This window comes from Tsuneonella troitsensis, from assembly GCF_001441535.1.
Classification (GTDB): Bacteria; Pseudomonadota; Alphaproteobacteria; order Sphingomonadales; family Sphingomonadaceae; genus Tsuneonella; species Tsuneonella troitsensis.
In genome coordinates this window covers 46,049-71,543 of sequence record NZ_LMAU01000004.1, presented here as the reverse complement: position 1 = coordinate 71,543, position 25,495 = coordinate 46,049, and the positions used below count along the sequence as shown (strand labels likewise).

Annotated in this window: 30 protein-coding genes and 1 tRNA gene; 14 read left to right on the top strand and 17 right to left on the bottom strand. The window is 66.1% G+C overall.

Translation table 11 applies throughout. The features are described 5' to 3' along the window. Nucleotides 1-93 precede the first annotated feature (93 nt). The 6 genes from AR323_RS10025 to AR323_RS10000 all read left to right on the top strand — a co-directional run bounded on the left by AR323_RS10025 (nucleotide 94) and on the right by AR323_RS10000 (nucleotide 4,356). On the top strand, nucleotides 94-1,383 hold the full coding sequence (locus AR323_RS10025; protein WP_057883848.1) for an adenylosuccinate synthase: 1,290 nt from the start codon (nucleotides 94-96) through the stop codon (nucleotides 1,381-1,383). Between the two features lie 2 nt (nucleotides 1,384-1,385). Further along, the gene (locus AR323_RS10020; RefSeq protein ID WP_057883847.1) at nucleotides 1,386-1,874 is read left to right on the top strand and encodes a L,D-transpeptidase family protein; all 489 of its coding nucleotides are present in this window, start codon (nucleotides 1,386-1,388) and stop codon (nucleotides 1,872-1,874) included. A 65-nt stretch (nucleotides 1,875-1,939) separates the two neighbouring features. Then, nucleotides 1,940-2,899 (top strand): winged helix DNA-binding protein, encoded by a 960-nt coding sequence (locus AR323_RS10015; protein WP_057883846.1) that lies wholly within the window; start codon nucleotides 1,940-1,942, stop codon nucleotides 2,897-2,899. Nucleotides 2,900-2,984: 85 nt separating this feature from the next. Then, nucleotides 2,985-3,305, top strand: coding sequence for a hypothetical protein (locus tag AR323_RS10010; RefSeq protein WP_235510542.1), 321 nt, complete (start codon nucleotides 2,985-2,987; stop codon nucleotides 3,303-3,305). Further along, nucleotides 3,302-3,760 carry a response regulator gene (locus AR323_RS10005; protein WP_321164545.1) on the top strand — a complete coding sequence of 153 codons (459 nt, stop codon included), beginning with the start codon at nucleotides 3,302-3,304 and terminating at the stop codon, nucleotides 3,758-3,760. Before AR323_RS10010 ends, AR323_RS10005 begins: the two co-directional genes overlap by 4 nt. 221 nt (nucleotides 3,761-3,981) lie before the next feature. After that, on the top strand, nucleotides 3,982-4,356 hold the full coding sequence (locus AR323_RS10000) for a hypothetical protein (protein ID WP_057883845.1): 375 nt from the start codon (nucleotides 3,982-3,984) through the stop codon (nucleotides 4,354-4,356). Here AR323_RS10000 and AR323_RS09995 read toward each other — a convergent pair. The 4 genes from AR323_RS09995 to argH all read right to left on the bottom strand — a co-directional run bounded on the left by AR323_RS09995 (nucleotide 4,317) and on the right by argH (nucleotide 8,080). Beyond that, nucleotides 4,317-5,135 carry a precorrin-2 dehydrogenase/sirohydrochlorin ferrochelatase family protein gene (locus AR323_RS09995; RefSeq protein WP_057883844.1) on the bottom strand — a complete coding sequence of 273 codons (819 nt, stop codon included), beginning with the start codon at nucleotides 5,133-5,135 and terminating at the stop codon, nucleotides 4,317-4,319. The genes AR323_RS10000 and AR323_RS09995 overlap by 40 nt on opposite strands. Beyond that, complete coding sequence (gene lysA, locus AR323_RS09990) at nucleotides 5,126-6,385, bottom strand: diaminopimelate decarboxylase (RefSeq protein ID WP_057883843.1); 1,260 nt, start codon at nucleotides 6,383-6,385, stop codon at nucleotides 5,126-5,128. The genes AR323_RS09995 and lysA overlap by 10 nt, the downstream gene beginning before the upstream one ends. An 82-nt stretch (nucleotides 6,386-6,467) precedes the next feature. Further along, nucleotides 6,468-6,704: a hypothetical protein gene (locus AR323_RS09985; RefSeq protein ID WP_057883842.1), complete on the bottom strand. Its 237-nt coding sequence runs from the start codon at nucleotides 6,702-6,704 to the stop codon at nucleotides 6,468-6,470. Continuing rightward, a complete protein-coding gene (argH, locus tag AR323_RS09980; RefSeq protein WP_057883841.1) occupies nucleotides 6,701-8,080 on the bottom strand; it encodes an argininosuccinate lyase in 1,380 nt (459 codons plus the stop codon). Before argH ends, AR323_RS09985 begins: the two co-directional genes overlap by 4 nt. Here argH and AR323_RS09975 point away from each other — a divergent pair. Further along, nucleotides 8,079-8,675, top strand: coding sequence for a TlpA family protein disulfide reductase (locus tag AR323_RS09975; protein WP_083495358.1), 597 nt, complete (start codon nucleotides 8,079-8,081; stop codon nucleotides 8,673-8,675). The two genes, argH and AR323_RS09975, sit on opposite strands and share 2 nt — an antisense overlap. 17 nt (nucleotides 8,676-8,692) lie before the next feature. Here the strand turns inward: AR323_RS09975 and AR323_RS09970 are convergent, their stop codons facing one another. After that, complete coding sequence (locus AR323_RS09970; RefSeq protein WP_057883840.1) at nucleotides 8,693-9,892, bottom strand: pyrophosphate--fructose-6-phosphate 1-phosphotransferase; 1,200 nt, start codon at nucleotides 9,890-9,892, stop codon at nucleotides 8,693-8,695. An 81-nt stretch (nucleotides 9,893-9,973) separates the two neighbouring features. Then, nucleotides 9,974-10,049, bottom strand: a tRNA-Val gene (locus tag AR323_RS09965). Between the two features lie 73 nt (nucleotides 10,050-10,122). Here AR323_RS09965 and AR323_RS09960 point away from each other — a divergent pair. Beyond that, on the top strand, nucleotides 10,123-11,100 hold the full coding sequence (locus AR323_RS09960) for an asparaginase (protein WP_057883839.1): 978 nt from the start codon (nucleotides 10,123-10,125) through the stop codon (nucleotides 11,098-11,100). Nucleotides 11,101-11,112: 12 nt separating this feature from the next. Here the strand turns inward: AR323_RS09960 and AR323_RS09955 are convergent, their stop codons facing one another. From AR323_RS09955 to fmt, 3 genes are all read right to left on the bottom strand, one after another. Continuing rightward, nucleotides 11,113-12,225, bottom strand: coding sequence for a zinc-binding dehydrogenase (locus AR323_RS09955; RefSeq protein WP_057883838.1), 1,113 nt, complete (start codon nucleotides 12,223-12,225; stop codon nucleotides 11,113-11,115). Nucleotides 12,226-12,298: 73 nt separating this feature from the next. Beyond that, nucleotides 12,299-13,048 (bottom strand): tRNA pseudouridine(38-40) synthase TruA, encoded by a 750-nt coding sequence (gene truA / locus AR323_RS09950; RefSeq protein ID WP_057883837.1) that lies wholly within the window; start codon nucleotides 13,046-13,048, stop codon nucleotides 12,299-12,301. After that, on the bottom strand, nucleotides 13,045-13,962 hold the full coding sequence (fmt, locus tag AR323_RS09945) for a methionyl-tRNA formyltransferase (protein ID WP_057883836.1): 918 nt from the start codon (nucleotides 13,960-13,962) through the stop codon (nucleotides 13,045-13,047). The genes truA and fmt overlap by 4 nt, the downstream gene beginning before the upstream one ends. 53 nt (nucleotides 13,963-14,015) lie before the next feature. Here fmt and recR point away from each other — a divergent pair, with 53 nt between their 5' ends. Together recR and AR323_RS09935 are read left to right on the top strand one after the other, a co-directional pair. Then, nucleotides 14,016-14,612, top strand: a complete 597-nt coding sequence (gene recR / locus AR323_RS09940) for a recombination mediator RecR (RefSeq protein WP_057883835.1) — start codon at nucleotides 14,016-14,018, stop codon at nucleotides 14,610-14,612. 45 nt (nucleotides 14,613-14,657) lie between these two features. Then, a complete protein-coding gene (locus AR323_RS09935; protein ID WP_057883834.1) occupies nucleotides 14,658-15,221 on the top strand; it encodes a peptide deformylase in 564 nt (187 codons plus the stop codon). 42 nt (nucleotides 15,222-15,263) lie between these two features. Here AR323_RS09935 and AR323_RS09930 read toward each other — a convergent pair whose 3' ends face one another. Next, the gene (locus tag AR323_RS09930) at nucleotides 15,264-15,668 is read right to left on the bottom strand and encodes a four-helix bundle copper-binding protein (protein WP_057883833.1); all 405 of its coding nucleotides are present in this window, start codon (nucleotides 15,666-15,668) and stop codon (nucleotides 15,264-15,266) included. A 93-nt stretch (nucleotides 15,669-15,761) separates the two neighbouring features. On the opposite strand from AR323_RS09930, the gene AR323_RS09925 reads away from it, so the two are divergent. Both AR323_RS09925 and AR323_RS09920 read left to right on the top strand, forming a co-directional pair. Further along, nucleotides 15,762-17,135: a DNA recombination protein RmuC gene (locus tag AR323_RS09925; protein WP_057883832.1), complete on the top strand. Its 1,374-nt coding sequence runs from the start codon at nucleotides 15,762-15,764 to the stop codon at nucleotides 17,133-17,135. Nucleotides 17,136-17,172: 37 nt separating this feature from the next. After that, nucleotides 17,173-17,889, top strand: a complete 717-nt coding sequence (locus AR323_RS09920; protein ID WP_057883831.1) for an SH3 domain-containing protein — start codon at nucleotides 17,173-17,175, stop codon at nucleotides 17,887-17,889. Here AR323_RS09920 and AR323_RS09915 read toward each other — a convergent pair. The 7 genes from AR323_RS09915 to AR323_RS09885 all read right to left on the bottom strand — a co-directional run bounded on the left by AR323_RS09915 (nucleotide 17,886) and on the right by AR323_RS09885 (nucleotide 23,242). Continuing rightward, nucleotides 17,886-18,701 (bottom strand): TrmH family RNA methyltransferase, encoded by an 816-nt coding sequence (locus tag AR323_RS09915; protein WP_057883830.1) that lies wholly within the window; start codon nucleotides 18,699-18,701, stop codon nucleotides 17,886-17,888. The two genes, AR323_RS09920 and AR323_RS09915, sit on opposite strands and share 4 nt — an antisense overlap. Before the next feature lie 13 nt (nucleotides 18,702-18,714). Then, the gene (locus AR323_RS09910) at nucleotides 18,715-18,993 is read right to left on the bottom strand and encodes an HPr family phosphocarrier protein (protein ID WP_057884101.1); all 279 of its coding nucleotides are present in this window, start codon (nucleotides 18,991-18,993) and stop codon (nucleotides 18,715-18,717) included. Further along, nucleotides 18,990-19,418, bottom strand: coding sequence for a PTS sugar transporter subunit IIA (locus tag AR323_RS09905; RefSeq protein WP_057883829.1), 429 nt, complete (start codon nucleotides 19,416-19,418; stop codon nucleotides 18,990-18,992). The genes AR323_RS09910 and AR323_RS09905 overlap by 4 nt, the downstream gene beginning before the upstream one ends. 76 nt (nucleotides 19,419-19,494) lie before the next feature. Continuing rightward, nucleotides 19,495-20,421, bottom strand: coding sequence for an RNase adapter RapZ (gene rapZ / locus AR323_RS09900; protein ID WP_057883828.1), 927 nt, complete (start codon nucleotides 20,419-20,421; stop codon nucleotides 19,495-19,497). A gap of 28 nt (nucleotides 20,422-20,449) precedes the next feature. After that, nucleotides 20,450-20,896 (bottom strand): HPr kinase/phosphorylase, encoded by a 447-nt coding sequence (locus tag AR323_RS09895; protein WP_057883827.1) that lies wholly within the window; start codon nucleotides 20,894-20,896, stop codon nucleotides 20,450-20,452. Nucleotides 20,897-20,906: 10 nt separating this feature from the next. Beyond that, the gene (locus AR323_RS09890) at nucleotides 20,907-22,466 is read right to left on the bottom strand and encodes a sensor histidine kinase (protein WP_235510539.1); all 1,560 of its coding nucleotides are present in this window, start codon (nucleotides 22,464-22,466) and stop codon (nucleotides 20,907-20,909) included. Between the two features lie 8 nt (nucleotides 22,467-22,474). After that, nucleotides 22,475-23,242, bottom strand: coding sequence for a response regulator transcription factor (locus tag AR323_RS09885; RefSeq protein WP_057883825.1), 768 nt, complete (start codon nucleotides 23,240-23,242; stop codon nucleotides 22,475-22,477). A 206-nt stretch (nucleotides 23,243-23,448) separates the two neighbouring features. Between AR323_RS09885 and AR323_RS09880 the strand changes: the two genes are divergently transcribed. Continuing rightward, the gene (locus AR323_RS09880) at nucleotides 23,449-25,062 is read left to right on the top strand and encodes a phosphoenolpyruvate carboxykinase (RefSeq protein WP_057884100.1); all 1,614 of its coding nucleotides are present in this window, start codon (nucleotides 23,449-23,451) and stop codon (nucleotides 25,060-25,062) included. A 112-nt stretch (nucleotides 25,063-25,174) separates the two neighbouring features. Then, a complete protein-coding gene (locus AR323_RS09875) occupies nucleotides 25,175-25,495 on the top strand; it encodes a hypothetical protein (RefSeq protein ID WP_057883824.1) in 321 nt (106 codons plus the stop codon).

Sequence of the window (25,495 nt, the reverse complement as noted above, 5' to 3'; positions counted from 1 at the left end):
GCGCATTGCACACGGAGTCGCCTTGCCCCTGCCGCTCGCTTGCCCTAGGGCGCGGCACGGTTTTCGCCCCCCGATGGAAGGACCGTTTCCCAAGTGGCCAATGTAACCGTGATCGGCGCCCAGTGGGGCGACGAAGGCAAAGGCAAGATCGTCGACTGGCTGGCCAGTCGCGCCGATGCCGTCGTACGCTTTCAGGGCGGGCACAACGCCGGCCACACACTCGTCGTTGGCGAGAAGGTCTACAAGCTCAGCCTGCTTCCCAGCGGTATCGTGACCGGCACCTTGTCGATCATCGGTAACGGTGTGGTGCTCGATCCCTGGCATCTGAAGTCCGAGATCGAGAAGCTCGAAGGGCAGGGCGTCGTCATCAATGCCGAGAATTTCGCGATCGCGGACAATTGCCCGCTGATCCTGCCGATCCACCGCGACCTCGACGGCTTGCGCGAAACCGCTGCCGGATCGGGCAAGATCGGCACGACCGGGCGGGGCATCGGCCCGGCCTACGAGGACAAGGTCGGCCGCCGCGCGATTCGCGTGTGCGATCTGGCGCACCTCGACCAGCTCGAACCGCAGCTCGACCGGCTCTGCGCGCATCACGATGCGCTTCGCGCCGGGTTCGGCGAGCCTCCCGTCGATCGCGCCCGCTTGCTGGCGGACCTCGCCGAGATCGCCCCCTATGTCCTGCAGTACGCGCAGCCGGTGTGGAAGCGCCTCAAGAAGGTTCGCAAGGCGGGCGCGCGTATCCTGTTCGAGGGCGCGCAGGGCGTTCTGCTCGATGTCGATCACGGAACCTACCCGTTCGTCACCAGCTCCAACACCGTCAGCGGCACCGCTGCATCGGGATCGGGCCTGGGCCCGGCATCGACCGGGTTCGTGCTCGGGATCGTCAAGGCCTACACGACGCGCGTCGGTAGCGGGCCGTTTCCGACCGAGCTCGACGATGCGACGGGCCAGAAGCTGGGCGAGCGAGGGCATGAATTCGGCACCGTCACCGGGCGCAAGCGCCGCTGCGGCTGGTTCGACGCCGTGCTCGTGCGTCAGTCGTGCGCGATCTCCGGCGTTACCGGCATCGCGCTGACCAAGCTCGACGTGCTCGACGGGTTCGACACGGTGAAGATCTGCACCGGCTACCGCCTGCACGGCAAAATCCTCGACTATTTCCCGAGTCACTCGGCCGATCAAGCGGCGGTCGAGCCGATCTACGAGGAAATGGACGGGTGGCACGAGACGACGGCTGGGGCCCGTTCGTGGGCTGACCTTCCGGCACAGGCGATCAAGTACATCCAGCGCGTGCAGGAACTGATCGAGACCCCGGTCGCGCTCGTTTCGACCAGCCCGGAACGCGAGGATACCATCCTCGTCCGCGATCCCTTCATCGACTGACGATGCGGCGGTTCGTCGTCATGCTGGGGACGGCGCTGGCATCCAGCGCCCCCGGCCTGGCGAACGAACCGGTCGCCGATTTCGTGCTGGTCGACAAGTCCGACCGGACTCTGACCCTTTATGCAGTCGGTCAGCCGATCCGGACGATAACCGGCATTCAGCTTGGTGATGCGCCGGTCGGCCACAAGCAATTCGAGGGGGACGAACGCACTCCAGAAGGCCGGTACACGATCCACACGCGCAATCCGCGCAGCGCCTATCGCCTCAGTCTGCAGATCGACTATCCGAACGCGACCGATCGCGCGTTCGCGGAGTCATACGGGCTGTCTCCCGGCGGCGACATTTTTATCCACGGTCAGCCCAACCGAATGCCGGTGGATGACAGGATGGAGGGGGACTGGACCGACGGGTGCATCGCAGTCTCCAACGCGGAGATCACGTTGTTGTGGGATGCGATCGAAGATGGCACGCCGATCGAGATAAGGCCTTGAGAAATATTGACTTCGGTTCGGCCCGTTCTACGCCTGTTGCTAGGTAGAACCACGGAGCCGCGGGCATGAGCCAGGCCGATTTCGCGTATGCAACTAGCCTCAGCGACGCGATCTCGCTGATGGTGGGGGTCTATTCCGCACGCCTCGCGACCGCAGCCGATTTCCGCGACGACGCGGTGACTGCCGGGTTCGGATGGGTCAGCTACGACCTGCTCGCCGAACTGGACGACAACGCCCCTCCGCTGCCTGCCGACGTCATTCTGGTCGATAGTCCGGTGGCCGACGGAGCCACTTTGGCCGCGCTGATGCATCTCGACCAGCGGGCCGCAGAACGAGGCGTGCCGTTGGTCGTCGCCACCACCATGTCCGCCCTTGAGGCCGTGTTCGCCTGTCTCGACCGTTCGGGCGCCGACATAGTTATCGAGCCGACTAGGGGAGAGCGCGTAATTGCCCTTGCGCGCACCTTGCCCAAGGTTGCCCGCATGAGACTGCGCGAACTCGACGAGCAGGACCGCGAAACCTTGCATCGGTTGACCGAGCAGGTTGCCCAGATCGCGGCGCAGATCGACCGGCTCTCGACCGACGAGGGCAGCGCGTTCCGGCTTCAGTCGCCAACCGATGACTTCTCGGGCGATGGCGATGCGGAGCGCAAGCTTATCCGGCCGTCGCGTCCGCCTCTGCCCGATCCCCGGCTGGTGCGGAAGATAATCAGGCAGCGCCAGCTCCGTAGCGAGTTCCTCGGCGGGGAGCTTTTTGCCGACCCGGCCTGGGACATCCTGCTCGACCTTACTGCCGCACGCGCCGAACACACGCGAGTGTCGGTTACGTCCCTCTGCATCGCCAGCGGCGTTCCCCCGACCACCGCGCTGCGCTGGATAAGCCAGATGGTCGAGGCGGGCCTCCTCGTGAGGGTCGAGGACGAGAGCGATCGGCGCCGCGCCTTCATCGAGCTCAGCGACAAGGCCGCCGACGCTATGGCGCGCTATTTCCACGAGCTGGGCAAGGCAGCGAAATCGGCGATCTGACCATAAGGCACGGCTCGCGCGCCGGAGTTGAAACTTCGGCAACCATTTCGATTTAGGGTCGCCTTCAAGCAAGGGGTGCGCGCCGGTGATCGAAATCGAAATCCAGAACGAAACGCATCAAACCCAGCACAGAATCCGATTTGCCGCGGTTCCGCGAATCGGCGAAGGCGTTCGATTGCTTGAACCGGATGGCTGCTGGGCCAGCTACGACGTGCTCGACCTGTGGTACCAGAAGGCCGATTTCGGCGATGTCTGGGTGCCCTATCTCCATGTCTGCATGACGCCTTCCGAATCGGCATCGAAGGCTCCGGCGAGTGCCGCGCAGCGGCCGATCGGGGATACCGAGATCGCTGGCGACGAGCGCCCGGTCTATGGCGAAGAGGAGTTCGTGTCATTCACGGGTTGATCAAGCGCCTGAACACTGGTGATGCCGCAACTGCGCCGCATGTCGCGTCGGCCGAAGCCGACCGCCCCGCATCGCCACCGCAACCGTCGCAGCGCATCTGCCTGATCGTCGACGATTCGCGCATGATCCGCAAAGTCGCCCGCCGGATCGTGGAGAGCGTGGGCTATGCGGTGGTCGAGGCCGAGAACGGCGAGGAAGGCCTCGCCCGCTGCCGTGCGGCCATGCCCCATCTCGTGATCACGGATTGGAACATGCCGGTCATGAGCGGCATCGACTTCGTGACCGCCCTGCGTGCGATCCCGACGGAGCGCCGTCCCCGTGTCGTATTCTGCACCACCAATTCCGGCGCTCGCGACATTCACAAGGGCATAGAGGCCGGCGCGGACGAGTACGTCATCAAGCCGTTCGACGATGCATCGCTGGTAAGCAGGCTGCAGGCGATCGGCGCCGCCTGAAGGCAGCGACCTCTGCGCACGCCCGAGGCGTGACAAGTTCGCAGCGGGGCTTCATAGGCGGATCTATCATGCGAAAATTCCAAGCTTTGGCCGCTCTGGGGTGTGCACTTTGTGTCGGTGTGTCGGCAAACCTCGCCACCGCGGCGCCGCTCACTTTCGATTGTGACGCGGCCGCGAACCGTAGTTCGTCGATCACGAGTCCGGCGGGACCGTCGGTTAGGATGAAATCCATCCTGCGGGCCGTATCGTTGCAGTCGGGTCGGATCGTGCCCAATGCGGGGATCGTGCTTAGCTCTGCCGACAACGCGAATTCGCTCGGGTTCCAGATCAGTTTGCCCGCGGCCGGCGCGCAGGCTTTCCAGCTTCTGCTGGTCGGCCGCGCAGACGGGAAACCCATCCGCCAGGCGATTGCCGAGGTGCCGATCGCGAACGTGATCGATTTCGAGATGCAGGTCGATGCGGCGGGGCAGGGTCAGGTGCGCTTCGGCACGCAGGTGGCGCCGCTTCGCCTCGGTAACCTGGGGCTTGGCAAGGCGACCGTGTTCTGCGGCTCAGGTCAATTCCGGTTCGAAAACCTGGAGATCGTTTCGCCCTGATCGCCGGGTGCGTGCAAGCGCACTGTCAGCGCGGCTTGCGTCGGTATCTTCTCACCCGCTCCCAAGCGGATCGCGTCGGCGCGTGCGCGGGACAGTATCGCGTCGTGCACTCCCGGTCCGGCGACGACCGCGTCGGCCTCTCCCAGAGCCCTCGCCTGACGGAGCGTCAGGTCATCGGGATCGTCGCTGGCCAAGTAAACGTCGATTATGCCTGAGGCGGACGCCGCTTCATCGCCATTCAGCCATGCCTGGACATGATCGGCGGATTGGGCGCGCAAGGGGTCGAGCGGACCACCGGACGTCAGCGCGCTGTCTAGAGCGCGGCGTCTTGCGCCGCCGTCGGGCCAGCGCGTGCGCAAGGCGTCACGCGCATCCGATAGCGCCGATGCCAGCGCCCCGAGCGATGGAGGCAGCAATCCCTCGAGCCGCAGGCGCAGCTGCTTGGCAAGACCGGCAGAGGCTCCTCCGGTGCCCACCGCCACGATAACCGGATCGCGGTCCAAGATGCTGGGCACGGTAAAATCGCACAGTTCGGGCCGGTCGGTCACGTTGACCAGCAGGCCCCTGCAACGCAGCCGGATCGCCGCCGCTTCCCCGGTCTTGGCGTCGTCGATCGCCACGAAGGCGAGCCGCGCATGGTGCGCTTCGGGCTCGCCGCAGCATATCCCGCCGGCGCGCTCCACCAGCCTGCGCTTGGCGTCTGCCGCGTCGCCGTCGCCAAGCACCACCACCCGCTGTCCGCTGACGCGGTGAAACAGCGGCAGCGAGTTCAGAGCCATTCGGGGACCCGCTCGGCATCCATGATCGAATGCGGCATGATCCGGTCCGCCACGACCGCGAACCGATCGCCGTCCACCAGCACTTCGGCGACGTAGCCCCGGCTGTTGTAGCTCGATGCCATCGTCGCGCCATATGCGCCCGCGGTGCGGAACACCGCGAGGTCGCCTGCGCCGATGGCATCGATCTCGCGGTCCATGGCGAAGGTGTCCCCCGTCTCGCAGATGGGGCCGACTATGTGCGCCGTCATCCGCTCGCCGGTCGGCTGCACCGCGTCGAAATCGTGCCAGGCGCCGTACATCGCCGGGCGGGCGAGGTCGTTCATCGCTGCATCGACGATCACGAAGGGCGGGCCGTTCCCACTCCGCTTGGACCGGATGACCCGGGTGAGCAGCACGCCCGCGTTGCCCGCGATCACGCGCCCGGGCTCGAAGGACAGCCGAACGCTCCAATCGGCGGTAACGCGCGCGACCATCGCGCCGTATTCGGCTGGAGTTGGAAACACCTCGTCCTTGCGATAGGGAACGCCGAGACCGCCTCCGAGGTCGGCATGGGTGACCGACTGACCCTTGCCGCGCAGCTCCGCGATCAGGGCACCCAGTTTGCCGAACGCGGTTTCCAGCGGCTCGAGATCGCCGAGTTGACTGCCGATGTGTACCGCCACGCCGCGCATATCAAGGCCCGGCTTGTCGGCCAGTGCTGCATAGATAGATGCGGCCCGGTCGAGCGGCACGCCGAACTTGTTCTCGCGCTTGCCGGTAGAGATTTTCTCGTGAGTCCGGGCATCCACGTCGGGATTAACACGCAACGCGCAGGCGACGCGGACCCCTCGATCCTGGGCGATGGCGGAAAGCTCGTAGCCTTCCTCCTCGCTCTCGATGTTGAACTGGCCGATTCCGGCCTCGATCCCCTGGACGAGTTCCGCGTGGGTCTTGCCGACACCGGAGAACACGATGTCCGCCGGCTTCATCCCGGCGGCGAGCGCGCGGGTCAGTTCGCCGCCGCTGACCACGTCGGCGCCGAAGCCTTCCTTCGCCAAGACCCGAAGTACCGCGAGGTTGGGGTTAGACTTCACCGCAAAGGCGATGTGCGGGTCCGAGAGGCCTGACAGCCCGTCGCGAAAGACCTGGGCGTGACGCACCAGCGTAGCTCGCGAATAGACGTATACCGGGGTGCCGACGGCTTCGGCGATCGCGGGAAGGGGTACGTCCTCGACGTGGAGGATGCCGTTGCGGAGCTGGAAGTGGTCCATCGGCGGGGCGATTAGCCTTGTAGGGGAGGTCGGCCAAGCAAGCCTTGCTTGGCCGGTCATGGCCGCAGGTTATCGGCCGAAGCTATTCCGGCGGCAGGTCGAATGGGTCGTCGGCGCGTTCCTCGGACCGTCTGCGCAGCTCGACCGAGCGCTCCGGCGCGGCGAGCGGGTCCGGCTTGAGCAGGTCTTCCGCGTCAGGCTGGGATTGCGAACCATAAGGCGCGGGGGGCAAGGCTTGGCCCGGCGGCGGCGCCAGCACGGCCTTCTGCCCACAGGCGGCAAGAAGGACGACGGCGGAAAGAACGGCAATGCGCTTCATGGGGTCTCCATGCCCAGCGCCTTGCGCGCCGCGGCCACCTGTTCCCTTACCCGCACCGGCGCGGTCCCGCCATAGCTGGCGCGCGCAGCGACCGATGCGTCGACCGAGAGCGCCGCGAACACGCGCTCGTCGATGCGCGGGTCGATCGCCTGCAGGTCCGCAAGCGAAAGCGCATCGAGTGCCATGTTGCGGCTTTCGGCGAGCTTCACTGCCGCGCCGGTGATGTGATGCGCCTCGCGGAACGGCACGTCGGCCTGCCGCACGAGCCAGTCGGCCAGATCGGTCGCGGTGGCATAGCCGAGCTCCGCGGCGGCGCGCATCCGGTCGGGGCGGAACCTGCTACCGGCGATCATCCCGGTCATCGCCGCGATCGACAGGGCGAGGAGCCCGTGCGCCTCGAACACCGGCGGCTTGTCGTCCTGCATGTCCTTCGAATACGCGAGCGGCAGGCCCTTCATCGTCACCATCAGGCTGGTGAGGCAGCCGACGATCCGCCCAGAATGGCCGCGCACGAGTTCTGCGGCGTCGGGGTTCTTCTTTTGCGGCATGATGCTGCTGCCGGTGCTTAGTGCATCGGGCAGGCGGACGAAGCCGAAGGGCTGGCTGGCCCACAGAATCAGCTCTTCGGCGAAGCGCGAGAGATGCAGCGCGCACTGGGCGGCCGCCTGCAGGTAATCGAGCGCGAAATCGCGGTCGCTCACCGCGTCGAGGCTGTTTGCGGTCGGCCGGTCGAACCCGAGCGCGGCGGCGGTCGCGTCGCGGTCCAGCGGGAAGCCGGTTCCGGCCAGGGCCGCGCTGCCCAGCGGACTTTCGTTGCCCCGGACGCGGGCGTCGGCGAAGCGCGAGCGATCGCGGCGCAGCATCTCGTAGTAGGCGAGCAGGTGGTGGCCCAGCGTAACCGGCTGCGCGGTCTGCAGATGGGTGAAGCCGGGCATGATTGAATCTGCGTGCTCCCCGGCGCGAGAAACCAGCACGCGCTGAAGGTCGGCCAGCCCGGCGTCGACCTGGTCGATCGCGTCGCGCACCCAGAGGCGGAAGTCGGTCGCCACCTGGTCGTTGCGGCTGCGGCCGGTGTGCAGTCGGCCCGCTGGGGCGCCGATCAGCTCGGCCAATCGGCTCTCGGTGACCATGTGGATGTCTTCCAGGTCCCAGTCCTCGGGCACGCCGTTCGCTTCGTACTCGGCGGCGATGTTGTCGAGCCCTTGGGAAATGGCGCGGGCATCGTCCGCTGAGACGATCCCTTGTGCGCCCAGCATTGCCACGTGCGCCTTGCTCGCGGCAATGTCCTGCCGCCACAGTGCCTTGTCGAACGGGATCGAGGCGTTGATTTCGCGCATGATGGCGCTAGGCCCCTCTGCGAAGCGTCCGCCCCACATGGAGTTTGCCCCCTTGCCGTCACTGTCCTTGCGACTGTCGTTCACGCTGGTTCTTTCGGCTTGCCTGGTTGCCGGGTGCAGTAGGGAAGAGCCTGCCGACCCGCAAGAACAGGCGGGAGAACAGACGGCCCAAGGCACCCTGACCGGCGAAATCGACCGCAGCCGCGCCGGGGAACTGATGCCCGCGGTGGCGCTCGTCGATCCCGACGACAAGCAGCTCAACACCGCGGCGCTTTCGGGCAAGCCGGTGCTGCTGAACCTCTGGGCGACCTGGTGCGCGCCGTGCGTGGAGGAAATGCCGCTGCTCGACGGGCTGGCGGCCGACTATGGCGACAAGTTGCGCGTGGTCGTTGCGAGCCAGGACCTTTCTGGCGCCGAAAAGGTCGTTCCGTTCTTCGAAAAGGCGAATTTCGCCCGCCTCGAACCGTGGCTCGATCGGGAAAACGCGCTGAGCACCGCGCTCGGCGGCGACGGCGTCCTGCCGACGACCGTACTCTACGATGCCAGCGGGGTCGAAGTGGCGCGCGTGGTGGGCGGATACGACTGGCAGAGTGCAGAAGCCAAGGCGCTCGTCGACGAAGCTATCGGCGGCTAGTCCAAGCCGAGGAAGTCTCAGGCCTGACCGATCTCGCGCAGCAATTGCGCGAACCACGGCGTATCGACATCGAAAGTCTTGCCGCCCCTGATCCGCTCGAACTCGATCACCCGCAATTCGTCGCCGCGATCCTCATCCTGGCCGACGACGCCCGATTCGCCGGTCAGCGCGGCGTCCACGGCGCGCTCGACGCATGACTTGATCAACGCGAGATCGGCACCGTTCGCGGGCGCCGAGCGCGAGAAATAGCCGCTCTTCTGTACCAGCACCTTTTCCGCGCCCAGCGCTTCGGCGAAGCGGCCACCGAACCACTGGCCCGGATTGATCTTGTCGAGCTGTACGTGGCCGAAGGGGTCGCGCGGAACCGCCTCGCGCGTCGCTTCGAGTGCCGCGACGATTTCCGCCACCCCGGCTCCCTCGGAAACGAACAGGTTGACGCTGCCATGCTCGTTCATGACGGCGCGCAGGCGGCTTGCCTCGGCGGCGATGTCGAAAGGTCGCTCGGGCACGAACACGCCGTGGACGTCCCAGCGGGCCGCGGCGTTTTCCATCCATTCGGCGAAGGGCGCGCTCTTGACCCATTCGTGGTGGGCATGCGCCGTGGCGGCGGTCAGCCAGCCGCAGTTGCGTCCCATTACTTCGTGCACGGTCAGCATCCGCGGGTTCGAGGTGTGTTCGGCGATCACGTTTCGGGCATAGATGGCGCCCTGTTCGGCGGCGGTCCACGCACCGAGCGACTGGCGGATCGGGATCACGTCGTTGTCGATGGTTTTGGGAAGTCCGACAACGGTGAGGTCGTAGCCATTGCGGGCCAAGTATGCAGCCAGTTCGGCCGCGGCGCCGTTGGTATCGTCCCCGCCGATCGTGTGCAGCACGTCGACATTGTCGCGGCTGAGCTGTTCGGCAGCCACGTTCAGCGGATCCTGTCCCGGCGCGACCAGCCCGCGCGCGACGCAATCGGCGACATTGGTCAGCTTGACCCGGCTGTTCCCGATCGGGCTTCCCCCGAACGCATGGAGGCGCGAAGCCGCAGCGCGCACCTTGTCGGTCGCCTCGACCCAATCACCCAGCAGCAGCCCGGCATAGCCGTTGCGATAGGCGATGATCCTTACGTCGGGAGCAACGGCGGTATATCGCTCGATCAGCCCGCCGACCGCAGACGAAAGACACGGCGCGAGACCGCCGGCGGTGAGAATGGCTACGGTGGAAACGGCCATGCGCGAACTCTGCCGCTTCCCGGCGAGCAGGGCTAGCCCGCTGTCGCAACGATTACGTATGCGGATCGCCGGAGAATTGTGTGGTGGGCGCTGACGGGCTCGAACCGCCGACCCTCTCGGTGTAAACGAGATGCTCTACCAACTGAGCTAAGCGCCCGCATTGCGGGACCACGCAGCGCGCGCTTCTAGCCGGGTTTCGCGCCGGGTCAATCGGGGCTAGGGCGCCGTCGATGACTTCCCCCCGTATTCGCATCCTCGCCACCGGCGGTACCATTGCGGGCAGCGCGGGTTCGGCGATCGAACGGGGATACCGGCCCGGCCAGATCGGCGTGGCCGAACTGCTCTCGGCGGCACAGGCGCTTGGTCTCGACGCGCGATTCGACGGGCGGGACATCGCCGCGATCGGTTCGCAGGACATCGGCTGGGCCCACTGGAACGCGCTGCATATGTCGATATTCGACGCTCTTTTGGATGATGATACCGACGGAATCATCGTTACTCACGGTACCGATACTGCAGAGGAAACCGCTTTTCTGCTCGATTTGACGCTACAGGCAGGAAAGCCGGTGGTTCTGGTCGGCGCGATGCGTCCGGCAGACGCGGTCGGCAGCGACGGGATGCGCAACCTGTCCAATGCGGTGCGTGTAGCGGGCGACGAACTGGCCGCCGGACGCGGCGTCCTGGTGGTAATGAGCGATCAGGTTTTCGCCGCGATCGACGTTCGCAAGGCAGCGACTGGCGGGGCCGAGGCGTTTCGCGGGTTTCCGCGCGGTCCGATCGCGAACGTCACCCCGACATCGCTCGACTGGTTCGGTCCACCGGACCGGACGGGGAGGGGTGCCCGCTTCGCCTGGCCGGATGGACTGCCCAGAGTGTCGATCCTGACGGCCTATGCCGGGATGGAACCCGACGCGGTCCAGTGCGCGCTATCGGGCGGAGCGCAGGGCTTGGTGCTTGCCGGCCTGGGTCAGGGCAACGCGCCTACGCCGGTGCTGGACGCGCTGGCGAAGGCAGGCGTGCCGGTCGTCCGGTCGAGCAGGGTCGATCAGGGTTCGGTCGATCGCAACCTGGAGGTCGACGACGACGCGCTGGGCTTCGTCGCCGCCCGCGGGTTGGGGCCGGCCAAGGCGCGCATCCTGTTGCAGGTGCTGCTCGCGAACGGGATCGCCGACCCCGTCCGCATGCAGGCCGAATTCGACCGGCGCTAACCGCGCCCCTCCTCAACCCCAGGGCGTAACGAGGTACTTTTCGCCGGTCTTCATCCGACGGTAATCGAGGATCGCGTCCTTCATCAGCATGCCGTCGAGATCGACCTTGCTCTTGTAGTGGCTTGCGAAGGTGGTCGTCAGGTTGTCAAGCACGCGCTTGCGCATCCGCATGGTCGTTTCCATCCCCGCCATCTGCAGGAACGGCGTCAGCAGCCAGCCCGACAGCGTCCAGCCGAAGCCGTACGAGGGCGTCAGCGTGGTCGGACTCATGTCGAGGCGGCCGTAGATGAACATCCGCTTCGGCTGCGTCGAACCGTAGCGCGAGTATTCTTTCATCTTCGACACGGCGACCTGTTCCATCGCCTTGAAGCAGGTGTCCACCATGGTTCCGCCGCCGACCGGGTCGAAGCCGTAGAAGGCGTCGGTCGCGTCGATCGCGTGCCGCAGGTTCGCCATGAAATCGCCGTCCGACGAATTGACCACCCATTCGGCGCCCTGGGCCTTGAGCTGGGCGACCTGCTCGTCCTTGCGCACGATGTTGACCAGCGGCATCCCGTCCTCGCGGCAGATGCGATCGAGCATCAGGCCGAGGTTCGACGCGCCAACGGTGTGGAGAATCGCCTTCTGGCCGTCGATCTTGGCGTTCTCGACAAAGCCGAGCGCGGTCATCGGATTGACGAAGCTCGATGCGCCCGCTTCGGCGGTGTGATCGCCCAGCGGCAGGCACATCGCGGCGTCGGCGATGGCGTATTGCGAAAACGCCATGCCCGGAACGCAGGCGACCCGCTGTCCCATCAGCGCCTTCGCCATGTCCGAGTCGCCGGTGGCGACGACGGTGCCCGCGCCTTCGTTACCCGCGGGCAGGCGCTGGCCGTGGCGTGCCTTTTGCCCGGTGTTGAACGGTTCGGGCATCTTGGCCACGACCTTGCCCGCGGAGTATTCGGCATTCTCGAAATCGGCCGCGCTCGTCAGGATCGCCAGGTCGCTCGGGTTGATCGGCGCGGCTTCCATCTTGACCAGCACCTGGTTGCCCGTGGGCTCGCGAAACGTGGTCTCGACCACTTCCAGAGTCAGGGTTCCGTCGGCGGTAAGTGTGGTGAAAAGCTGCTTGCCGGTGGTGGCCATGATCGTGTCTCCCAGTTTCGTATTGCAACTGTCGCTAGCGGCGCGCGCGGCGAATGGCTAGGGCCGAGGCCGGCTAGTCAGCGTCCGGATACGTCGCACGGACGAAATAGAGGCCCTGCGGCGGCGCATTGAGGCCCAGCGCCTGTCGGTCGCGCGCGGCGAGCGCTTCGGCCACCTGCTCCTCATGCCAGCGGCCCATGCCGACGAGCGCGAGGCAGCCGACCATGCTGCGGACCTGGTGATGGAGGAAGCTGCGCGCGGCCGCTTCGACGATCACGTGATCGCCTTCGCGCCGGACGTCCAGACGGTCGAGCGTCTTCACCGGGCTGGGCGACTGGCACTGGACCGAACGAAAGGTCGTGAAATCGTGCAGGCCCACGAGCGACTGTGCCGCCCGGTGCATCGCCTCGGCATCGAGCGGCGGCGCGAGTTGCCAGGCCCGGCCCCGTTCCAGCGTCAGCGGCGCGCGGCGGTTGCAGATGCGGTATTCGTACGCCCGGCCGATGCACGAAAAGCGCGCGTGCCAGTCGTCGGCCACCGACTCGCACGCGATCACTGCGATCGGATCGGGCCGCAGGTGCGCGTTGAGCGCCTCCATCAGGCGGAACGGCTCGATCGGCTTTTCGATGTCGATATGCGCGCGCATCGCCAAGGCGTGGACCCCTGTGTCGGTCCGTCCCGCTGCGTGAAGCGTGGCCTGCTCGCCGGTGACAGCCTGTGCCGCCTCCTCCACCGCCTGCTGCACGCTGGGGCCCGTCGCCTGGCGCTGGAGGCCGAAGAACGGCGTCCCGTCGAATTCCAGAGTAAGGGCAAAGCGAGTCATGCGTCCGTCTGTGCGATCATGGTGCCTGCCGGGATCGGCTTGCCGCGCAGGAACGCGTCGACGTCCATCGCCGGCTTGCCCGCGCGCTGGATCCGAAACGGCCGCAGCGCGGCGTAACCGCAGGCGATGGTGAGATCATCGTCCAGGGTCGTACCCGGCTTCCCCTCGCGCGCGACGACCTGCGCCTTCAGCACCTTGATCCGCTCGCCGTCGAGATCGAACCACGCGCCCGGGAAGGGGGCGAGGCCGCGCATCTTGCGCTCGATCGCCTCGGCATCGCCCGACCAGTCGATGCGTGCTTCCGCCTTGTCGATCTTCGGGGCGTAGCTTGCCTCGGCATCGTCCTGCTCGATCGCGTGGAGCATCGGCAGGTCGATCAGCGTGCCGACCATCAACTGCGCGCCGATTTCGGCGAGTTCCTCGGTCAGTTCGCCGGCGGTCTTGTCGTCGATCGGCGTGCGTGCGGTGGCGAGCATGGGACCGGTGTCGAGCCCGGCCTCCATCCGCATGATCGTGATCCCGGTGACTGGGTCGCCCGCCATGATCGCGCGCTGGATCGGTGCCGCGCCGCGCCATTTGGGGAGCAGGCTGGCATGCACGTTGAGGCAGCCCTGCTTCGGGATATCCAGTACGGCTTGCGGCAGGATCAGGCCGTAGGCGGCGACGATCGCGATATCGGGCTCGAACGCGGCGAGTTCGGCCTGCGCTTCAGGCGACCGCAAGGATGGCGGGCATCGAACCGGCAGGTGGCGGATGTCCGCTTCCACCTGGACGGCGCTGGGCTGCAACTGCTTGCCGCGGCCCGCCGGGCGCGGGGGCTGGGTATAGACTGCGACGATCTCGTGCCCCGCCTCGTGCAGCGCGGCGAGCGTCGGGACGGCGAAGGCCGGCGTTCCCATGAAGACGATGCGCATAAGCGGTGGGCCTGACCTTTCGCGGAGGGAGGGCAGCCCCTATCTCCGCCCCCATGGCATCGCAAGAGATCGAGAACCTGGCATCCGCGCTCGCGCGCCTGCCGGGGCTTGGGCCGCGCAGCGCGCGGCGCGCGGTGCTGTGGCTGGTCAAGCGGCGCGAAACCTCGCTCCGCCAGCTCGTCGCCGCGCTTGCCGAGGTGCAGGACAAACTTGTCGAATGCGCCACCTGCGGCAACGTGGACACCACCGATCCGTGCGGCGTGTGCACCGATCCGCGCCGCGATCAGCGATCGCTTTGCGTGGTCGAGGAAGTCGCCGATCTCTGGGCGCTCGACCGCGCCAGGCTGTTCACCGGCCGCTACCATGTGCTTGGCGGGCGGCTGAGCGCGCTGGACGGCGTCCGGCCGGAAGACCTGACCATCGGCAGCCTGATCGACCGGGTGACCAAGGGCGGGATCGACGAGGTCGTCCTCGCCATGAACGCCACGCTCGAAGGGCAGACGACCGCGCACTACATCGCCGAACGGCTCGAGGGACTGTCGGTGCGTCTCACCCAACTCGCGCACGGCCTGCCGGTCGGCGGGGAGCTGGATTACCTCGACGAAGGCACGCTGGCGCAGGCCCTGCGTGCGCGCCGCCCGGTGGGTTAGCAGCGCTCACTTGCCGTTCAGCGGCAGTGTGCCTATTTGGCCGTCATGGCTATCCGTGAAATCCTGGAAGTGCCGGATCCCCGGCTCAAGGTCGTGTCCGAACCGGTCACCGAGTTCGACGACGAACTGAAGACGCTCGTCGAAGACATGTTCGAAACCATGTACGCCGCGAACGGCATCGGCCTCGCCGCCATTCAGGTCGGCGTTCCCAAGCGCCTGCTGGTGATCGACCTCCAGCCCGAAGACCCGGATGCCGAGCCCGAACCGTGCAACCACGACGGCCATCATCACCATCACCAGCCGACCAAAAAGGAACCGCGGGTGTTCGTGAACCCCGAGATTCTCGATCCGGCTGACGACCTGGCGACTTACCAGGAGGGCTGCCTCTCGGTCCCCGACATCTACGCCGATGTCGATCGTCCCGCGACGTGCCGGGTGCGCTGGCAGGACCTCGAAGGCAAGGCGCACGAGGAAGTGATAGAGGGGCTGGCCGCCACCTGCATCCAGCACGAGATGGACCACCTCGAGGGCATCCTGTTCATCGACCACCTCAGCCGCCTGAAGCGGCAGATGGCGCTCAAGAAGCTGCAGAAGCTCCGCGCTGCCTGAGACGAATAGCGGCACCGCGCTCATCGTGGTGCCGCAATCGACTTATGCGTGAACCTCGTCGTTGAGGGCTACCAGCGCCCGGCGACAGTCTTCGGCACATTCGCGGCACATCTGCGCGCAGCGCTGGCAGTGCGCGTGATCGTGCCTGGCGCATTCGGCCGCGCACGTCTCGCAAGCTTCGACGCAGACCGCCAGAACCGAGCGGATGAGCTGGCGATTCTCGTCGGTGCGGCGGCTGGCGACGCGATAGGCCATCGTGCACACGTCCGCGCAGTCGCTGCACAGGCGGATGCAGCGCCGCATGTCCATGTCCTCTGCGCTGCAGGCGTCGGCGCACGAGTTGCAGATCGCCGCGCAGTACATCGCGTGCTTCACCGCCTCAGCCAGGGTTTCGTTGTAGTCGGCACCCACGCTTGGATGCTCGCGGATCATTTCCTTGATCGACATGGAATGTCTCCTTCCGAAGACCTGACGGTTGAGCGCGGTGGATAGTTCCACAGCCCTCTTTCGCGTCGCGGTCGTTCCGCCTATGTTCCCGGGATGGAAACTACTGCAATCGTTCTGATCTTCGTCGCGCTCGCACTCGGAGCGCTGGCCGGATGGTTCTTCGGCTCGCGCCCCGTCGCCGACTGGAAGGCGCGTCATGCCGAGCGTGAGGTAGAGGCGAGGGACCTGTCCGAGAAGCTGTCGCGTATGGCTCCCGAGCTTGCGACGATGAGCGAGCGCGCGGCGCGTGCGGACGCGCTTGCCGCATCGCTCGATGCCGCGCGCGAGGAATTGTCGGGCCTCAAGGCGCAGGCCGCAGGGTTTGCCGAACAGAAGCGACTGCTCGAGGAAAGCCGCACCAACTTGCTCAAAGAATTCGAGAACACCGGGGCGAAAGTGCTTGGTGCAGCTCAGGAAAAACTGCTCGAGGCAGCGGCTGCGCGAATGGGCCACTCGGAAAAGGCGTCCGAAGAAAAGATCAGGGCCTTGCTCGACCCGGTGGGCGCGAAGCTCAAGGCCTACGAAGAGCAGGTTGCCGCGCTTGAGGCCAAGCGGGTCGATTCATTCGGGCAGCTCACGGGGCTGATCGAATCGATGAAAGCGGGCCAGGAGGAGGTCCGGCGCGAGGCCGCGCGCCTCGGCAATTCGCTGACCAACGCACCCAAGGCGCGGGGCCGTTGGGGCGAGCGCGCGCTGCAAAACGTGCTGGAGCAGTGCGGCCTTGCCGAGCACACCGACTTCACGCTCGAGCATTCGATGGAGACCGAGGACGGTCGCCTTCGCCCCGATGCGATCGTCAACGTGCCCGGGCAGAAGAAGCTGGTCATCGACGCCAAGGTTTCGCTCAACGCCTACCAGGCCGCCTTCGAATGCGAGGACGAGGACGAGCGGCGCCGCCACCTCGACCTGCATGCCAAGTCGATGCGCGGGCACGTGCAGACGCTCGGCGCCAAAAGCTACCAGAGCCAGTTCGAGGAAGCGCCGGACTATGTCGTGATGTTCGTGCCCGGCGAACATTTCGTCGCCGCTGCGCTCGAACACGATCCCGAATTGTGGGACTTCGCGTTTCGCAACAAGGTCTTGCTGGCGACACCTACCAACCTGGTAGCGATCGCGCGAACGGTGGCGCAGGTCTGGCGGCAGGACACCATCGCCCGCGAAGCGGTCGAAATCGGCCGCGCGGGCGCCGAGCTTTACGATCGGCTGGCGGTCGCCGCCGAGCATATGAAGCGGGTCGGCGGCGGGCTCGAGACCGCGGTGAACAACTACAACAAGTTCGTCGGCAGCTTCGAACGCAACGTGCTGTCGGCCGGGCGCCGGCTCAAGGACAAGGGCATCGAAATCGGCAAACGCGAGATCGAAGAGGTTCCGCTGGTCGAGGCAGCCCCTCGGTACGTCGAGCTTGCGGATGGAAATACCGACGATTGAGTTGCGTTTCGTGCATTGCGGCGGTTACTGAAAGCGCATGAGATCAATCGCCTCCATCGCCGCCCTGACGCTCGCGCTGGCTGCCTGCAGCCAGGAAAACGCCCCGTCGGAGGCGATCAGCAAGGCCGCGAAGAAGGTGGCCGAAAAGGTCGAAGGGGCCGAACCGCCCAAACTGGCCGAAGGTCCCTACGCCCCGCGCGACGAATGCGGCGATGTCGCGGGCGCGACCGCATTCCGGGCGCAACTGACCGATGCCGTAAAGGCCCGCGACGCCGATGCGCTGCTTGCGTTGGCGGCCCCCGATATCAAGCTCGATTACGGCGGAGGTTCGGGCAAGGCCGAACTGCGCAAGCGTCTGAGCGATCCGGCCTACGCGCTGTGGGACGAACTCGATACGCTCGTGACCCTCGGATGCGCGAAAAGTGCCGAGGGCGGCGGGATCACCCTGCCGTGGTATTTCGCGCAGGACTTCGGCCAGCTCGACGTTCTGAATTCGATCATCGTCATGGGTGAAGACGTGCCGCTGCGCGAGGCGGCTGACGGGTCCAGCCCGGTTGTGGCGCCAGTGTCGTGGGATGCGGTGACGGTCGTCGGCCGGTTCAAGCCCGATGCCGAATTTTATCAGGTGAAGACCCGCGACGGCAAGATCGGCTTCATCGCCGCCGACAAGCTGCGGCCCATCGCCGGATACCGCGTCCTCGCGTCGAGCCGCGACGGCAAGTGGAGCGTGACCAGCCTGATCGCAGGCGACTAGCCTTCCAGGCTCGCGAGCACTTCGTAGGCGAGCACGGCAGCGGCAACAGCCGCGTTGAGGCTGTCCGCGCGGCCCTTCATCGGCATCGTCACGCGCAGATCGCACGCCGCCTCGTACTCCTCGGGCAGGCCGCGCGATTCGTTGCCGACCAGCACGAAGCACGGTGCGGCATAGGGCGCACCCCGATACGGTACCGCGTCGCGCAAACTGGCGGCGACCAACTGGCCTTGTCCTGCGCGCAGCCACGGCAGAAACTCGTCCCACGTGGCCTGTGCGATCTGCTGGGTGAAGACCGCGCCCATGCTCGCGCGGACCGCCTCCACCGAGAAGGGATCGGCGCAATCGTCGATCAGGATCAGGCCGCCCGCTCCGACCGCGTCGCCGGTTCGCAGCATCGTGCCGAGATTGCCGGGATCGCGCAGCGCCTGCGCGACGAGCCAGATCGGCGAACGGTCTCGGTCGATGGCGGCAAGCGATGTGTCGAACTCCGCGAAGACTCCCGCCACCGCCTGCGGATTTTCCTTTCCGGTGATCTTGCCGAGGATGTCGGCGCTGGTTTCGATCACCTCGCCGCCGGCCGCGATGACATCCGCTTCGAGCGCGGCCAAAAGCGGATGCGGCTCGCGCCCCAGTGCCATCACCAGCGTTTCGGGCAGGCGGCCGCTTTCGCGCGCATCGGTCAAAAGGCGCAGACCCTCGGCGAGGAACCTGCCCTCGCGCTTGCGGTGCTTCTTTTCGCGCAGCGCGCGCAGCGCCTTGACCGTGGGATTGGAAAAGCCGGTGATCGATCGCCGGCCCGAATCGGACGTCACCGGACGGCTTTCATCAGTCTTCGCCGAAGCCGTCGTCGATCATGGCGCACAACTGGTCGAGCACGCTTTCCGCACCCTCGCCGGACACGATCACGTCCACCTTGTCTCCGCGCGCCGCGCCCAGCATCATGAGGCCGAGGATCGAGCCGCCGACCGCCTCGTTGCCGTCCTTGGCGACGCGCACCGTGCAACCGTCGGGCAATGCTGCCACAGCATTGACGAACTTCGCGCTCGCCCGCGCATGCAGGCCGCGTTGATTGACGATGGTGCAGGTCCGCCGGACCTCGCTCACGAAGCGGCCTTCTTCTGCGCGCACGCGTCGGCGGACAGGAATTCGGATGCGATCGTGATGTAGCTCTTGCCCGCGTCGCGTGCGGCGCGGACCGCCGCGGTCACGTCCATCGCCTTGCGCGCGCCGGCCAGCCGGATGAGCATGGGCAGGTTGATCCCGGCGATCACCTCTACCTGGCCCGCTTCCAGCAGCGAGATCGCAAGATTCGAGGGCGTTCCGCCGAACAGGTCGGTGAGGACGATGACGCCCGCGCCCGTATCGACGCGCGCGATCGCGCTCGCGATCTCCTCGCGCCGCTTTTCCATATCGTCCTGCGGGCCGATGCAGATCGTCGCGATGTCCGACTGCGGACCGACTACGTGCTCCATCGCGCTGATGAATTCCTCGGCCAGACGGCCGTGGGTGACCAGGATGAGTCCGATCATTTGCTAGGGGTGCTCTGCCTGCGACAAGTTTGCGCGGCGCCGGCTGATTGTCGGTCGCCCATGAAAAGCGGGATCGTCATACCTGCGGCTGCCCTTCGAACTGATCTGCAGCGCGTGACCCCAGGTTACGATGGATCACAGTGGGGGAAAATCCTGCCGCGCGCAAGGCCTCGGCAATGGCCTCTGCGGTGTGGACCGATCGATGCCTGCCCCCGGTGCAGCCGAACGCGATGTTGACGTATGTTTTTCCCTGGGCGGCATAGCGCGGCAGCAGCAGCAGCAGCAGATCGCGGATACGATCGAAGGCCTCGGGCCATGCTTCATCGCGCTCGATGTGCGCGGAGACGTCGGCGTCGAGCCCGGTTTGCGGACGCAATTCCGCAACCCAGTGCGGATTGTCGAGAAAGCGCATGTCGAACACCAGATCGGCGAGCGGCGGCATTCCCCGTGCGAAACCGAAGCTGGAGACGGTGACCGTCATGGCATCGTCCGGGGAATCGGAAAAACGGGTGCGGATCGCCTGCTGCAGGTCGTGCGAGGTCATCCCGCTCGTGTCGATCACGGCTTCCGCCCAGCGCCGTAACGGTTCCATCAACTCGCGTTCGGCTTGAATGCCCTCGATCACCGGGCGCCCCTGCGCCATCGGATGACGGCGCCGGGTTTCGTTGTAGCGTCGTTCCAGCTCGGCGCTGGTGCAATCGAGAAACAGGGTGGTGACCACGAGGTCGTTGCGATCGGAGAGCTTCTTCGCGCGACTGATGATCGCGTGGGGAATGAAGCCGCGCGTGCGCGAATCGAAGCCCACGGCCATGGGTGGCCGGGAATCTTCCACATGACCTTCCGCGCCGACGAAACGATCGAGCAGGCGAATGGGAAAATTGTCGATCGCTTCCCAGCCCAGATCCTCCAGCACGCGCAGTGCAGTCGTCTTGCCGGCACCCGACAGTCCGGTCACGAGCACGACGCGCTGGCGATGCGCCTCGACGGAGGGCTGGTCGGTCATTCGGCGGTCAATGGAGCAACCGACGGATTTAGGGAAGGGTGCCTGGTCCGCTTGCCCCGGGGTGGGTCAGGCCATGCATTGCCAGCGCATACTCCGCCCTGACGGCCGCGGTCGACGCGCGCAGGTCGAACGGCAGAACGGGGACGCTGGTGCCCTGCCAGTCGCGCAATGCCGCCTGCTCCACGAAACGCGGCGGTGCATCGCTGGATTCCAGCAGCAACGCGACCGGAGCAGCGGTGGCGGGCAACTCGATCAACCCTACGCCGCGCAATTCCAGCAGGCCGAGCGTCGCGTCGGGAGGGCTCGCCCAGAGGGTCCCGGCACGGATTTCGAGGCGCACCCCATCGTCCCCGATCAGCGTGGCGCCCCGGTCGATCAATGCGAGCGCGAGCGAAGACTTGCCGCTTCCCGGTGGTCCCTCGATCAGGATGGCGCGACCGTCCACCGCGACTGCTGTGGCCTGATGAAGCGTCACCTCATCGGCCTTACCTGCGGACCCTGGCTTCCGGCAGCGTCATGACGAGGCATGCGCCTTCGTCTCCGTCCGCCCGGGATTCCGCTATCAAGGTGCCGCCATGCCCTTCCGCTATGGTGCGTGCGATCGCCAGGCCCAGACCGCTGTGCTGCCCGAAGCCTTCATCCTCGGGCCGGTCCGAGTGAAAGCGCCGGAACACCTTTTCGCGCGCTTCGGGCGGAATGCCGGGTCCGTGGTCGCTGACTGCCAAGGTGACGAGGCCGTCGGCTTGTTCGATCGATAGCTCGATCGGCGCGGCCTTCGGAGAGAACGAGACCGCATTGTCGAGCAGGTTATCGATGACGCGCTCGAGCCGCACCGGAACCCCCAGGACGTGCACACCGCCGTTCGGCAGGCTCATCGCGACCGGTCGTCCGTCGTTCTCGTCCCGGGTTTCGCGCCGACCGACGATGTTGGAAGCCAGTGCGGCAAGATCGATCGGCTCGAACGTGGCTCGCGAAAGTTCGGCATCGATCCGGCTCGCTTCGGATATCTCGCTCACCAGCCGGTCGATCCGGCGCACGTCATGCGCGGCGATGGCGTTGAGTTGCTGGCGGAGATCCTTGTCTTCGACCGTGCCGAGCGATTCGAGCGCGCTGCGTAGGGATGCGAGCGGGTTCTTGATTTCGTGCGCCACGTCGGCGGCGAAATGCTCGACCGCGTCGATCCGCTGGCGCAGCGTGTCGGTCATGTCGGCGATCGCCCGCGCGAGCTGGCCGATCTCGTCGCGCCGACCGGGCAATCGGGGCACGTCCACTTCGCGCTCGCGCCCCTGCCGGACCCGGTTCGTCGCGCTGGCAAGCATGCGGAGCGGGGTGACGATCGTGCGCGCCATGTAGAGCGACAGCATTGTGGACATCACCAGCGCGAGGAGGACCGCGGAGATCAGGGTCGTGCGCGCTTCGCGGACTTCCTGCGTGATATCGACCGCGTTGCGAGTCGTAAGGAGCGTGGCGCCGCGCAGTCCGACGGGGGCGGCCGTGTTGATGACCGGCGTGCCGTCGCTCGCATCGCGAAGCTGGATCCGCGTCAGGTTCTCTTCTCGCGCGCGGCGCAGTTCGGGCCAGGCGTCGGCGATCTTCTCTTCGGGCTCGACGTAGTCGGGCACGGACGGAGCGCCGGCGATCGTGTCGACCGCACGGTCCAGCCAGCGGGCCAGGTTCTCCTGCCATGTCTCGTCGCCCGGGGTGTCGAAGGCGAAGCTCGGCTCGGCCAGTTCGAAACTGTCGGCCCACAGGTTTCCCTCGGCATCGAACATGCGCAGGCGCATCTTCTGTTCCTTGCCGATCTGGATCAGCAGGGCTTCCTGCCGTTCGCGGCTGGCGCCCGCCAGCGCCTCGGCGGTGATCTGCGCCTCCACCCGCGCGAGCTTGTAACGTTCGTTGAGCAGTTGCTTGCGATAGCTGTCGAGGTAGAACACGCCGCCGCCCAGCAACAGCAGCGGCAGGAGGTTGATGATCAGCAGCCGCGGGGTCAGCGACAGCCTTCGGCCGGGCGAAAACCGCAGGATTCCCGCCGGTGCCTCAGCCACGGCGGGCGTCAGCCATCGGCGAAGCTGTAGCCTGCGCCATAGAGGGTTTCGATGGCGGCGAATTCGTCGTCCACGCTGCGGAACTTGCGTCGCATCCGCTTGATGTGGCTGTCGACGGTGCGATCGTCGACGAACACGTCGTCGGGATAGGCGGCGTCCATCAACTGGTTGCGGCTCTTGATGACGCCTGGACGCTGGGCGAGCGCTTCGAGAATGAGGAACTCGGTCACCGTGAGCGAAACCGGGCGACCTTCCCAGGTGACCTGATGCCGCGCGGGGTCCATCCGCAAACGACCGCGTTCGATCACCGGGCCGGGCTCCGCCGCGGGTCCGCCGCCCGGTTCGGGCAGGTCGGTCGCGCCGCTGCGCTTGAGGATGGCGCGGATGCGGGCGATCAGCAGGCGCAGGCTGAACGGCTTGGCGATGTAATCGTCCGCGCCCATCTCGAAACCGGCCTGCTCGTCCTCCTCGTCGTCCTTGCTGGTGAGGAAGATGACCGGGAGGGCGGGATGCTGCGCGCGCACGCGGCGGAGAAGCTCCATCCCGTCCATCCGCGGCATCTTGATGTCGAACACCCCGAAGTCCGGCGGGTTTTCGCAGATCGCCTTGAGCGCGGCCTCCCCATCGGAATAGACCCGGGTGGCAAAGCCTTCGGCCTGGAGCGCGATCGAAACGGTGGTCAGGATGTTGCGGTCGTCATCGACCAGGGCGATCGTCGTCCGGTCCGATACACGGGGTGCGCCAGCGGGAAGGGGCTCTGTCGCGTCTGCCTGCATGACGGTTGCCTAGCCGCTGCGAGCGCCCGTCGCAACGCGGCAATGCTGCATCCTTCGCTTGCTCGAACATTCCATTGTCGAGGTCGGTTTGACGAGAATCGGATTGGCGACTATGCGCCCCGCAACGGGCGCGCGCATTCGTATGCACGATGCATGGCAATGCTCCGCCGGTCGCACCGAATTCGATCATTGCCTGGAGAAACCGAGTGACTGCCGCGCTTGCTCACCCCCTGTCCGCACAGGGCTTCGAGACTACCGCCGACATCCACGCCAACCTGGGCACTGCCGCGCTCGTCGAAGAGGCGCTCAAGCGGGGCGAGGGCCGCCTGACCAAGGACGGCGCGCTACTCGTCGATACTGGCAAGTTCACCGGCCGCAGCGTCAAGGACAAGTATATCGTCCGTGATGCCACGACCGAGGACAGCATCAACTGGGGCGCAATCAACCAGCCCATGACGCCTGCCCACTGGGCTGTTCTCAAGGAGGACTTCCTTGCCGAGCTGAAGGGTCAGGACGAGTTGTTCGTCGCGGACCTGTTCGGCGGTAGCCAGCCGGAATATCGGGTCAACGTTCGTGTCGTGAACCAGCTTGCCTGGCACAACCTGTTCATCCGCACCCTGCTCGTGCGCCCGACTGCCGAAGAACTGGCGACCTTCACCCCCGAATACACGATCATCAATCTGCCCAGCTTCAAGGCCAACCCGGAACGCCACGGCTGCCGCAGCGATACCGTGATCGCAGTGAACCTGACCGAGAAGATGATCCTGATCGGCAACACCGAATACTCGGGCGAGATGAAGAAGGGCGTGTTCGGCCTGCTGAACTACCTGCTGCCCGCGCAGGGCGTCATGCCGATGCACTGTTCGGCGAACATCGGCGCCGACGGCAAGAGCGCGATCTTCTTCGGTCTGTCGGGCACTGGCAAGACGACGCTTTCGGCGGATGCCAGCCGCACGCTGATCGGCGACGACGAGCATGGCTGGTCGGACACTGCCGTCTTCAACTTCGAAGGCGGTTGCTACGCCAAGATGATCAATCTTTCGGCCGAAGGCGAGCCGGAGATCTACGCGACCACCAAGATGTTCGGCACGATCCTCGAAAACGTGACGATGGATCCGGAGACGCGCGAACTGGACTTCACCGACGACAGCAAGACCGAGAACACCCGCGGGGCCTATCCGATCGAGTTCATCCCGAACACGAGCGAGAAGAACCTCGGCCCGCCGCCCTCGAACATCATCCTGCTGACCGCCGATGCGTTCGGCGTGCTACCCCCTATCGCGCGGCTCACGCCCGAACAGGCGATGTACCACTTCCTGTCGGGTTACACCGCCAAGGTCGCCGGGACCGAGATCGGCGTGACCGAGCCGACCGCAACCTTCAGCACGTGCTTCGGCGCCGCGTTCATGCCGCGCCATCCCAGCGTCTATGGCAACCTGCTCAAGAAGCGCATCGCCGACGGCGGGGCGACCTGCTGGCTGGTCAACACCGGCTGGTCAGGCGGCAAGGCGAGCGAGCCGGGCATCAAGCGGATGCCGATCAAGGCGACCCGTGCGCTCCTGAATGCCGCACTCGACGGCAGCCTGAACGACGTCGAGTTCCGCAAGGATCCCAACTTCGGTTTCGAGGTGCCGGTGAGCGTGCCGGGTGTCGATGCCAACCTGCTCGACCCGCGCGCCGCCTGGGCCGATCGCGACGAATACGACCGGACCGCGGAAAAGCTCGTCCAATTGTTCGTCGACAACTTCGCGCAGTTCGAAGCGCACGTCGATCAGGGCGTGCGCGATGCCGCACCGACATTGCAGGCCGAAACCGCCTGAACCGACTTTTACGGTTGGAGAGGAGAGCCCCGGCCGGGAAACCGGACCGGGGCCTTTTCTTTGCCGTCGAAAGGCGCAAAGAGATCGGGTCGCATCACCGGAGGAGAGCATCATGAGCTTGTTCGACACCATACTGGGCGCAGCCCACAACCATCCGACCCTCAAGAACATGGCCGACAAGCTGGGCATCGACCCAGCCGACGCGGAGAAAGCGGTCGCGGCACTCGGCGAGGCGCATCGCGCTCCGGGCGACACGGTCGAACTCGCGGCGGCCAAGACCGGTATGTCGCAAGGCACCTTGAGCCAGATCGTCGAGCAGATTGGCGGCGAGGGATCGCTGAGCAAGTTCGCCTCGATGCTCGACGCGGACCACGACGGCAATCCGCTGGATGACATCGCCGGGTTCGCGGGCAAGCTATTCGGAAAGAACTGA

What these genes read in the sequence shown, in the direction of transcription:
- AR323_RS09975 (WP_083495358.1), top strand. Translation starts at nt 8,079, where the DNA reads ATGGAGTTTGCCCCCTTGCCGTCACTGTCCTTGCGACTGTCGTTCACG.
- recR (WP_057883835.1), top strand. Translation starts at nt 14,016, where the DNA reads ATGGCATCGCAAGAGATCGAGAACCTGGCATCCGCGCTCGCGCGCCTG.
- AR323_RS09970 (WP_057883840.1), bottom strand. Translation starts at nt 9,892, where the DNA reads ATGGCCGTTTCCACCGTAGCCATTCTCACCGCCGGCGGTCTCGCGCCG.
- AR323_RS10000 (WP_057883845.1), top strand. Translation starts at nt 3,982, where the DNA reads ATGAAATCCATCCTGCGGGCCGTATCGTTGCAGTCGGGTCGGATCGTG.
- AR323_RS10015 (WP_057883846.1), top strand. Translation starts at nt 1,940, where the DNA reads ATGAGCCAGGCCGATTTCGCGTATGCAACTAGCCTCAGCGACGCGATC.
- AR323_RS09875 (WP_057883824.1), top strand. Translation starts at nt 25,175, where the DNA reads ATGAGCTTGTTCGACACCATACTGGGCGCAGCCCACAACCATCCGACC.
- AR323_RS09920 (WP_057883831.1), top strand. Translation starts at nt 17,173, where the DNA reads ATGAGATCAATCGCCTCCATCGCCGCCCTGACGCTCGCGCTGGCTGCC.
- AR323_RS09905 (WP_057883829.1), bottom strand. Translation starts at nt 19,418, where the DNA reads ATGATCGGACTCATCCTGGTCACCCACGGCCGTCTGGCCGAGGAATTC.
- argH (WP_057883841.1), bottom strand. Translation starts at nt 8,080, where the DNA reads ATGTGGGGCGGACGCTTCGCAGAGGGGCCTAGCGCCATCATGCGCGAA.
- lysA (WP_057883843.1), bottom strand. Translation starts at nt 6,385, where the DNA reads ATGGACCACTTCCAGCTCCGCAACGGCATCCTCCACGTCGAGGACGTA.
- rapZ (WP_057883828.1), bottom strand. Translation starts at nt 20,421, where the DNA reads ATGACCGACCAGCCCTCCGTCGAGGCGCATCGCCAGCGCGTCGTGCTC.
- AR323_RS09995 (WP_057883844.1), bottom strand. Translation starts at nt 5,135, where the DNA reads ATGGCTCTGAACTCGCTGCCGCTGTTTCACCGCGTCAGCGGACAGCGG.
- AR323_RS09985 (WP_057883842.1), bottom strand. Translation starts at nt 6,704, where the DNA reads ATGAAGCGCATTGCCGTTCTTTCCGCCGTCGTCCTTCTTGCCGCCTGT.
- AR323_RS09930 (WP_057883833.1), bottom strand. Translation starts at nt 15,668, where the DNA reads ATGTCGATCAAGGAAATGATCCGCGAGCATCCAAGCGTGGGTGCCGAC.
- truA (WP_057883837.1), bottom strand. Translation starts at nt 13,048, where the DNA reads ATGACTCGCTTTGCCCTTACTCTGGAATTCGACGGGACGCCGTTCTTC.
- AR323_RS09925 (WP_057883832.1), top strand. Translation starts at nt 15,762, where the DNA reads ATGGAAACTACTGCAATCGTTCTGATCTTCGTCGCGCTCGCACTCGGA.
- AR323_RS10020 (WP_057883847.1), top strand. Translation starts at nt 1,386, where the DNA reads ATGCGGCGGTTCGTCGTCATGCTGGGGACGGCGCTGGCATCCAGCGCC.
- AR323_RS09960 (WP_057883839.1), top strand. Translation starts at nt 10,123, where the DNA reads ATGACTTCCCCCCGTATTCGCATCCTCGCCACCGGCGGTACCATTGCG.
- fmt (WP_057883836.1), bottom strand. Translation starts at nt 13,962, where the DNA reads ATGCGCATCGTCTTCATGGGAACGCCGGCCTTCGCCGTCCCGACGCTC.
- AR323_RS09935 (WP_057883834.1), top strand. Translation starts at nt 14,658, where the DNA reads ATGGCTATCCGTGAAATCCTGGAAGTGCCGGATCCCCGGCTCAAGGTC.
- AR323_RS09885 (WP_057883825.1), bottom strand. Translation starts at nt 23,242, where the DNA reads ATGCAGGCAGACGCGACAGAGCCCCTTCCCGCTGGCGCACCCCGTGTA.
- AR323_RS09955 (WP_057883838.1), bottom strand. Translation starts at nt 12,225, where the DNA reads ATGGCCACCACCGGCAAGCAGCTTTTCACCACACTTACCGCCGACGGA.